The following is an 8265-nucleotide window of genomic DNA, read 5'->3' on the forward strand; positions in this document are numbered from 1 at the left end:
TTCGTAGTTGTAGCCCCACTCTTCTAGAGTGAGGGCGGCTTCGATTTCATGGCGATTTACCCCTCAGCCGACTCTACCAACTGCACGGTATTTACAGGTGGGGATACTTTAACAACGGTTTTTTTCTTAAATGTTAATCCGGTTTTACCTTTATCTATGATGATGGTGTCACCGGGAACGAAGGAGTTTTCTAAGATTTTGGTCGCAAGGGGGTTTTCGATTTCTCGCTGAATTGCCCGTTTGATAGGACGAGCGCCGTATGTTGGGTCGTAACCAATTTCTATTAAGCGATCGCAAGCTGCGGGGGTAATTTCAACGGAGATTTTTTGGTCTGCTAATAAATTTTCTACCCGTTTTAACTGAATTCGAGCAATATCTCCCATCTGTTTTCTACCCAAAGCATGGAAAATAATTAAATCGTCGATGCGGTTAACGAATTCTGGACGGAAGTGTTTTCGTAAGGTTTCCATGACTCGGTTTCGCATTTTTTCGTACTGCGAATCATCACCGGATATATCTAATATATGTTCGCTACCAATATTACTGGTCATCACAATAACGCTATTACGAAAGTCTACGAGTCTTCCTTGAGAGTCCGTAATTCTACCGTCATCTAAGACTTGCAGTAATATATTAAACACATCTGGATGAGCTTTTTCAATTTCATCGAGCAGTATCACTGAATAAGGACGACGACGCACTGCTTCGGAAAGTTGACCGCCTTCTTCAAAACCAACATATCCTGGAGGCGCTCCTACTAAACGGGATACGGAGTGTTTTTCCATGTATTCCGACATATCCAAACGCACCATAGCGTCTTCGGAATCAAACATGAATTTAGCTAAAGCCCGTGCCAATTCGGTTTTACCAACCCCCGTAGGACCCATGAATAAAAACGAACCGATGGGACGTTGGGGGTCTTTCATGCCCGCACGAGCGCGACGAATTGCAGCCGATACTGCCGATACTGCTTCATCTTGTCCGATGACTCGTTGATGGAGGTGTTGTTCTAACTGCAATAATTTTTGTTTTTCCGACTCTAACAGGCTATTTACCGGAATTCCCGTCCATTTGGCGACGATTTCGGCAATATCGTCTTCAGTAACCTGCTCTCTTAATAAACTTACGCCTTTACTTTGAACTTCTAATAACTTAGCTTCCCTAATTTCGCGATCGCGCTGTACTCCTTCCAATTTCCCATACTTTAATTGCGCTGCTGTATTCAAATCATAAGCCCGTTCTGCTTGTTCAATTTGGACTCGCAGTTTCTCTTCTTCCTGCTTCAAAGCGCTGATATCTTCTAATACCTGCTTTTCACCTTGCCATTGTCCGTTTAATTCTTCTTGCTTTCCTGTCAAATCGGTGATTTCTTGCTGGATGCGTCCTAAGCGTTCCTGAGTTTGAAATGTGGTTTTTTCTTCTCCCGCTAAGGACAGCTTTTCCATTTCTAGCTGCATCAAGCGACGCTCGATATTTTCTAATTCCGCAGGTTTGGAAGTAATTTCCATTTTCAACTGCGCTGCGGCTTCGTCTACCAAATCGATGGCTTTATCTGGTAAAAAGCGATCGGCAATATAACGCGCTGACAATGTAGCGGCTGCTACCAAGGCTGAATCGGAGATTTTGACGTTGTGATGAACTTCATAACGTTCCTTAAGTCCCCGTAAAATCGAAATCGTATTTTCTACACTGGGTTGAGTGACCAGCACCTGTTGAAAACGCCGTTCTAAAGCTGGGTCTTTTTCAATATACTTCCGGTATTCATCCAAAGTTGTGGCACCAATACAGCGCAATTCACCCCGCGCTAACATCGGCTTGAGTAAATTACCAGCATCCATCGAACCTTGCTGTCCCGAACCAGCACCGACTACCGTATGTAACTCATCAATAAACAAAACTATTTGACCGCCGGATTCCGTAACTTCCCGGAGGACAGCTTTTAATCGATCTTCAAATTCACCTCGGTATTTAGCCCCAGCAATCAAACTACCCATATCCAAACCGATAATTTGCCGGTTCTTCAAAGATTCGGGAACATCACCATTGATAATTCGTTGAGCTAAAGCTTCCGCGATCGCAGTTTTTCCGACTCCAGGTTCCCCAATTAAAACGGGATTATTTTTACTCCGACGAGACAACACCTGAATTACCCGGCGGATTTCTTCATCTCGTCCAATTACAGGGTCAAGTTTACCCGCTTTTGCTTGTTCGGTTAAATCCCTGCCAAATTTTTCCAAAGCTTCATAGCGAGACTCAGGATTTTGGTCAGTCACCTTCTGACTACCCCGCACATTTTTGATCGCAGCTTCTAAATCCGCAGTAGTAGCGTTTAAACTTCTAAATATTTTCTTACCAACACGCTCCTCTTCCGCAAAAGCCAGGATCAAATGTTCGATACTAATGTAAGAATCATTCATCCTAACTCTTGCATCTTCAGCACCATCAAGCATTCGGTCAAGACCCTTGCCGAGGTATAGTTGGTCACTTCTACCAGTTTTTGGCTGACGGCGAGCAAAATCTTCCAACTGTTGCTGTAATCGCTCAACTTCCACCCCAGCGCGACCGAGAAGCCGAGAAGCCAACCCATTATCTTGTTCCAAAAGAGCCAGCATCAAATGTTCGACATCTAACTGCTGTTGTTGGTAAGCACGCACAATATCCTGAGATTTAACAATTGCTTCCCAGGCTTTATCAGTAAATTTATCTGGATCTGTAGGCTGCATATTAAGAATTTTAGATTTTAGATTTTAGATTTTAGATTTTAGATTTTAGATTAGGAAAATTGTAAATTAATTTGTCTTAAATAAATATCCAAGGCATTGGTAATTGGTAATTAGGGATAGGGCATTGGCAAAATAAAAAGTTATAAGTTATCAATTAGTACATATCTAGAAATATATTTAGAAGCAGATATAAACCAATAGTAAAAGACTTCATAATATATAAAATTCAAAATTATACAGCCATTCTAAATTTCTAACTCCTAACTCCCAACTCCTAACTCCTAACTTTCCCCATCCCCCATTACCAATTACCCATTACCCATTACCCATTCCCAATTTAAAACGAAAACACCGTTCTTAACGTAGTTTGCCAAATAGTACCTTGGTTACTGTCGTTATCTGGGTTAATTACCAAAGAAATAATCGGAGTAACGCTGATATTGTCGCTGAGTTGCAGATTGTAAAATGTCTCGAAGTTAGTTTGAGTGGCATTTCCTAAACCGCTGCTAACAAACGGCTGACCGATCGCTACACCTGCAATATTACCGGGAATGCCAACGTTACGCAAACCAACACCAACACTCCAGCTAACTGGGTTTAAATCTAAATTTTGATCGATCGCAGTGTTGAATCCTTGATAATCACCTATACCCAAACGTCCAAAAATTCCCGTATTGCGATTAAGCGCGTATTCGGCGTTTAAACCGTAAGCGTTAATATTAGTGTCGTCAATTTCGGCGTTTGTATATTGCAGTTTTACAGCAAGTTTATCGCTAAATATATATTCTAACTCGGCACTTGCTTGATGCGGGTCGCCGAAAACACCGTCCGAGTCCGAGCTTGAGTCTGCATCCCCAGCAATATAAAGCGAACGAAAACTGAGTTTACTATTAGGTTTCCAGACAACAGCAGCACCAGCACCACCATTGCGATCGATTCTATTTTGGACAATTAAAGGATTATTCAGAAAAATTCCCGAACTAAAATCATTCGCTTCATTATTCCCATAACGATTACCGTCGATGAAATCTCGCGGAGACATTTTTGTACCCACACTCACTGCTAAATTCGATGCAGGACGTAAAGTATAGTACAAACGTCTGAGTTTGACATCATCTTCAATATCCGTAAAATCAAGTCCGCCAGCATTGGCAAAAATGCCACTACTTCCCAATAAGTTTAAATCTTTTTTTTGAGCTAAACCAACAGCATCACCACCGTTGTTCCCAGATTCCAACTGTGTTACCAGTAAATCTTTTTGACTAAAGCTAGTTGAAAAAGTCAATCGAGTCCGAGTAACCGCACTAAAATGAGCTTTTCTACCATCAGTTACCCCGATAATTTGCTGTCCTTTTAACTTAGTAGTAGTCGAAAATTGATTTGCCTGTAGCTGCGAAGAACGTTCTGTTATATCATCTAAGCGCCTTCGTAAATCCTGCAAATCTTGACGAAATTCTACTTGCAACCGTCGTAAAGTTATTCGATCTTGCTCAAAAGACCTGTCACCAATAGTTGTAGCAATAATACTTTCCAACTTATCCAAAGTCGCAGCTAAACCTGTAGCAAATTCATAACGAGTTAAAGCGCGATCGCCTTTAAAAGTCCCATCGGGTAAACCAGTAGTTATCCCGTATTTCTCGATCAATGATTTTAAAGCTTCATAAGCCCAATCCGTCGGCTTGACATCTGAGAGTTGATCTACCGAAGTTTGCTGAGCGAGTAAGGGGAGAGAGGGGAGTAAGGGGAGAGAGGGGGGGATGGGGGGATGGGGGGATGGGGAGAAAGAACTTGTAACTTCTAACCTTTGACCTTCTACTACCGTAGAAAATTCCGCTTCACTGATACCCTCCGGTGGGGATACTTTGATTAAAGAATCGGAAATTGGTTCACTAAGTTTTTGATTATCGAATAAAAGTTTTGTATCAAAGTCAAAGTTTAAATCTTCTGGGGAAGTATTTGGCAAAGCCGCTTCCGAGGGAAGACATTGACTCAAAATACTGTAGCCAAGCAAACCTCCTGCTAACAGCTTTGGATAACTAATTCTTTGCTTGAAAGACTGCTTGCTTAACTCCATCACACTTACACCAATAAGTATAATTATTGACTTTATAGTAATTCTTTTGTTTCTTGTTTAACAACGAAAGCTTGAGTAACCAAATCAAACAGTTCTACTTTATATCTATTTGTTCAGATTTTGTCCGAAAGCAACTACAGAAAATGGGAAGATTGGGAAAGAATTTCTGTATTAAAATTTCTAAATCCTAAAAGACCTAGCAATGCTACGTCTCTACAGTTCTATTTTCAAAATATTTCCCAAAACACTGGAAATCTTTTAAAATCTCCGCTTAGATAGTCGCGTAAACATCTTTAACGATGGGGTTGATGACCCTCTACGGCGGAAGGTAATTATAACGCATTCATACAAAGGAACACAAACACATGATGGATACTACGATTGAAGCGATTCTTGCCCGCGAAATTCTGGATTCTCGTGGTAGACCGACTATTGAAGCTGAAGTACATTTGGTAAATGGTGTCGTGGGATTGGCACAGGTTCCCAGTGGCGCTTCTACAGGGACTTTTGAAGCTCATGAATTGCGTGACGGGGATAAAAGTCGTTATGGCGGTAAAGGTGTCCTCAAGGCAGTGCAGAACGTCAATGAGACGCTAGCCCCCAAGCTGTTGGATATGGATGCTCTTAACCAAGAACTGCTTGATAAAACCATGATTGCCTTGGATGGTTCTCAAAATAAATCCAATTTGGGTGCGAATGCGATTTTAGGGGTATCCTTGGCTGCTGCAAAGGCAAGTGCTGAATCTTTGGGACTTCCCCTATATCGTTATTTAGGCGGTCCTTTGGCGAATTTATTGCCCGTACCATTGATGAACGTAATTAACGGAGGAGCGCACGCTGCAAATAACGTTGATTTTCAAGAGTTTATGATTGTCCCCATCGGTGCATCTTCTTTCCGTGAAGCATTGCGTTGGGGCGCGGAAGTGTTCGCTACCTTGAGCAAAGTTTTGGATGAGAAAGGTGTATTAACTGGTGTTGGTGACGAAGGTGGTTTTGCTCCAAATTTGGAATCAAATCAAGTTGCTTTAGAATTATTAGTTGCTGCGATTAAACAAGCCGGTTACAAGCCAGGGGAAGAAGTTGCTTTAGCTTTAGATGTTGCAGCCAGTGAATTTTACAAAGATGGACAATACGTCTACGACGGTAAACCTCACTCCCCCGTTGAATTCATTGATTACATGGGACAACTGGTAAATCAATATCCCATCGTGTCAATTGAAGATGGTTTGCACGAAGAAGACTGGCAGAATTGGCAGTTACTTACCGAAAAATTGGGTTCTAAAGTCCAGTTAGTTGGTGATGACTTATTTGTTACCAATGCTCAACGCTTGCAAAAAGGAATTGAGCAAAAATCAGCTAACTCAATTTTGATTAAACTCAATCAAATTGGTTCCTTGACTGAAACCTTGCAAACTATCGACTTAGCGACTCGTAACGGTTTCCGTTCGGTAATCAGTCATCGTTCCGGCGAAACCGAAGATACCACAATTGCTGACTTAGCAGTAGCTACCAGAGCCGGACAAATTAAAACAGGTTCGTTGTGTCGAAGCGAACGGGTTGCTAAGTATAATCGCTTGTTGAGAATTGAAGATGAATTAGGAGACAGCGCAATTTATGCAGGTACCGTAGGAATGGGACCGAAGTAATTTTGGATTTTAGATTTTAGATTTTGGATTGAATCTAATACTCCAATTTATATTTTGTAGGTTGGGTTAGGCGAAGGACAAATTATAATTCTCAACGAGGAATTTATCTTTTTCGCCGTAACCCAACATTAATTTAGGGAATTAGGAATCGAGAATTGGGGTATTAAAAATTAAGAGTTAAATTAAAATATTTTATCTACAATCTTGATGTTGGGTTACGACACGAGAATATAAATTCGCGTTGTAAATTCAATTTTGTTTTTGTGTCTAACCCAACCTACGAACTAATTATTTCAATTAAGTAACTATTGCCATTTGTTTGTATTTTGTAGGTTGGGTTAGGCGAAGGACAAATTATAATTCTCAACGAGGAATTTATCTTTTTCGCCGTAACCCAACATTTATAATCTGGGGAATTAAGAATCGTGAATTGGGGTATAAAAAATTAAGAGTTAAATTAAAATATTTTTTCCACAATCTTGATGTTGGGTTACGACACGAGAATATAAATTCGCGTTGTAAATTCAATTTTGTTTTCGTGTCTAACCCAACCTACGAACTCCTAACTCTACAACAACATCCCCGCGATACAGGCTGTCATAAAACACGCGATCGCACCACCAACCATTGCTCTAACCCCCATTTGTGCTAAATCTGCTTGACGATTGGGGGCGATCGCGCCGATTCCCCCAATTTGAATCCCAATAGATCCAATATTCGAGAATCCACACAGAGCATAAGTAGCAAGTATTCTGGCTCTTTCGGATATAGCTGAGTCTGCGACCATTTTTTGCAGGTCTTGATAGGCGATAAATTCGTTTAAAATCGTCTTTTTACCTAGCAATATCCCCACTTGTCCACAATCTGCCCACGGTACGCCCATCAACCAGGCTACGGGGGCGAGTAAGTATGAAAATATCCACTCTAATGATAGTTGTGGTAAACCCGCTTGCAGCCCGATATAGCCCAACACACCGTTGACTAAGGCTAATAATCCTAAAAAAGCAATCAACATCGCAGCGACATTTAAAGCTAATTTCATCCCTTCACTCGCACCAGTTGCGGCTGCATCGATCACATTGGAATACGCGCTTTCGACTTCGATTTTTACTTTACCAGCGGTAGGTGATTCCTCAGTTTCCGGGTACATCACCTTGGAAACAGCTAAAGCTGCGGGTGCAGACATTACTGAAGCAGCGATTAAATGTTCTGCTGACACCCCAAAGGAAATATACGCAGCCATCACCCCACCTGCGATCGTCGCGAATCCTCCGGTCATAATTGCGTGTAATTCGGAGCGGGTCATAGTTGCTACATAGGGTTTGATTAATAAAGGAGCTTCCGACTGTCCGACAAAGATATTTGCAGCCGCACTCAGGGACTCGGAACCCGATGTTTTCATAGTTTTCATCATCACTGCTGCGACGATTTGCACGATTCTTTGCAAGATACCGTAGTGGTACAAGATAGTGATGAAGGAAGAGAAAAAGATAATTGTCGGTAGTACTTTAAAAGCGATGTAGTGTTCTTCAAAGTTATCACCAAACACGAATTTTGCACCTGCATCGGAATAGTTGAGAAATTGACTTACCACGTCTCCAAGAAATTTGAATACAATAAAACCCGGTTTTGTTCTGAGAATTATTACCCCGAAGATTAACTGTAAACCAATTCCCCACAGCACGGGAACCCACCGGATAGCACGACGGTTAACGGACAAACCATAAGAAATCCCCACAAATGCAAAGATTCCAAACAACGAGATCAAACGCATAATCAGTTATCAGTAAAGGTAAGGAGTAGGGAGTAGGGAGTAGGGAGT

At 41.5% G+C, this 8265-nt stretch carries 4 protein-coding genes; 1 reads left to right on the forward strand and 3 read right to left on the reverse strand.

Features of this window, described 5'->3' with window-relative positions; translation table 11 throughout:
• Window positions 1–56: 56 nt before the first annotated feature.
• Together clpB and VB797_RS34305 are read right to left on the reverse strand one after the other, a co-directional pair.
• On the reverse strand, window positions 57–2723 hold the full coding sequence (clpB, locus tag VB797_RS34300) for an ATP-dependent chaperone ClpB (RefSeq protein WP_323242278.1): 2667 nt from the start codon (window positions 2721–2723) through the stop codon (window positions 57–59).
• A 337-nt stretch (window positions 2724–3060) separates the two neighbouring features.
• Window positions 3061–4797 carry an iron uptake porin gene (locus VB797_RS34305; RefSeq protein WP_323242279.1) on the reverse strand — a complete coding sequence of 579 codons (1737 nt, stop codon included), beginning with the start codon at window positions 4795–4797 and terminating at the stop codon, window positions 3061–3063.
• 365 nt (window positions 4798–5162) lie between these two features.
• Between VB797_RS34305 and eno the strand changes: the two genes are divergently transcribed.
• Window positions 5163–6443 (forward strand): phosphopyruvate hydratase, encoded by a 1281-nt coding sequence (eno, locus tag VB797_RS34310; RefSeq protein ID WP_323242280.1) that lies wholly within the window; start codon window positions 5163–5165, stop codon window positions 6441–6443.
• A gap of 568 nt (window positions 6444–7011) precedes the next feature.
• Here eno and VB797_RS34315 read toward each other — a convergent pair.
• Window positions 7012–8220, reverse strand: coding sequence for a NupC/NupG family nucleoside CNT transporter (locus VB797_RS34315; RefSeq protein ID WP_323242281.1), 1209 nt, complete (start codon window positions 8218–8220; stop codon window positions 7012–7014).
• Window positions 8221–8265: the final 45 nt, after the last annotated feature.

This window comes from Rivularia sp. UHCC 0363, from assembly GCF_034931125.1.
Taxonomy (GTDB): domain Bacteria; phylum Cyanobacteriota; class Cyanobacteriia; order Cyanobacteriales; family Nostocaceae; genus Rivularia.

Coding starts and splice junctions, on each gene's coding strand:
- VB797_RS34305 (WP_323242279.1), bottom strand. CDS start 4,797: ATGGAGTTAAGCAAGCAGTCTTTCAAGCAAAGAATTAGTTATCCAAAG.
- clpB (WP_323242278.1), bottom strand. CDS start 2,723: ATGCAGCCTACAGATCCAGATAAATTTACTGATAAAGCCTGGGAAGCA.
- eno (WP_323242280.1), top strand. CDS start 5,163: ATGATGGATACTACGATTGAAGCGATTCTTGCCCGCGAAATTCTGGAT.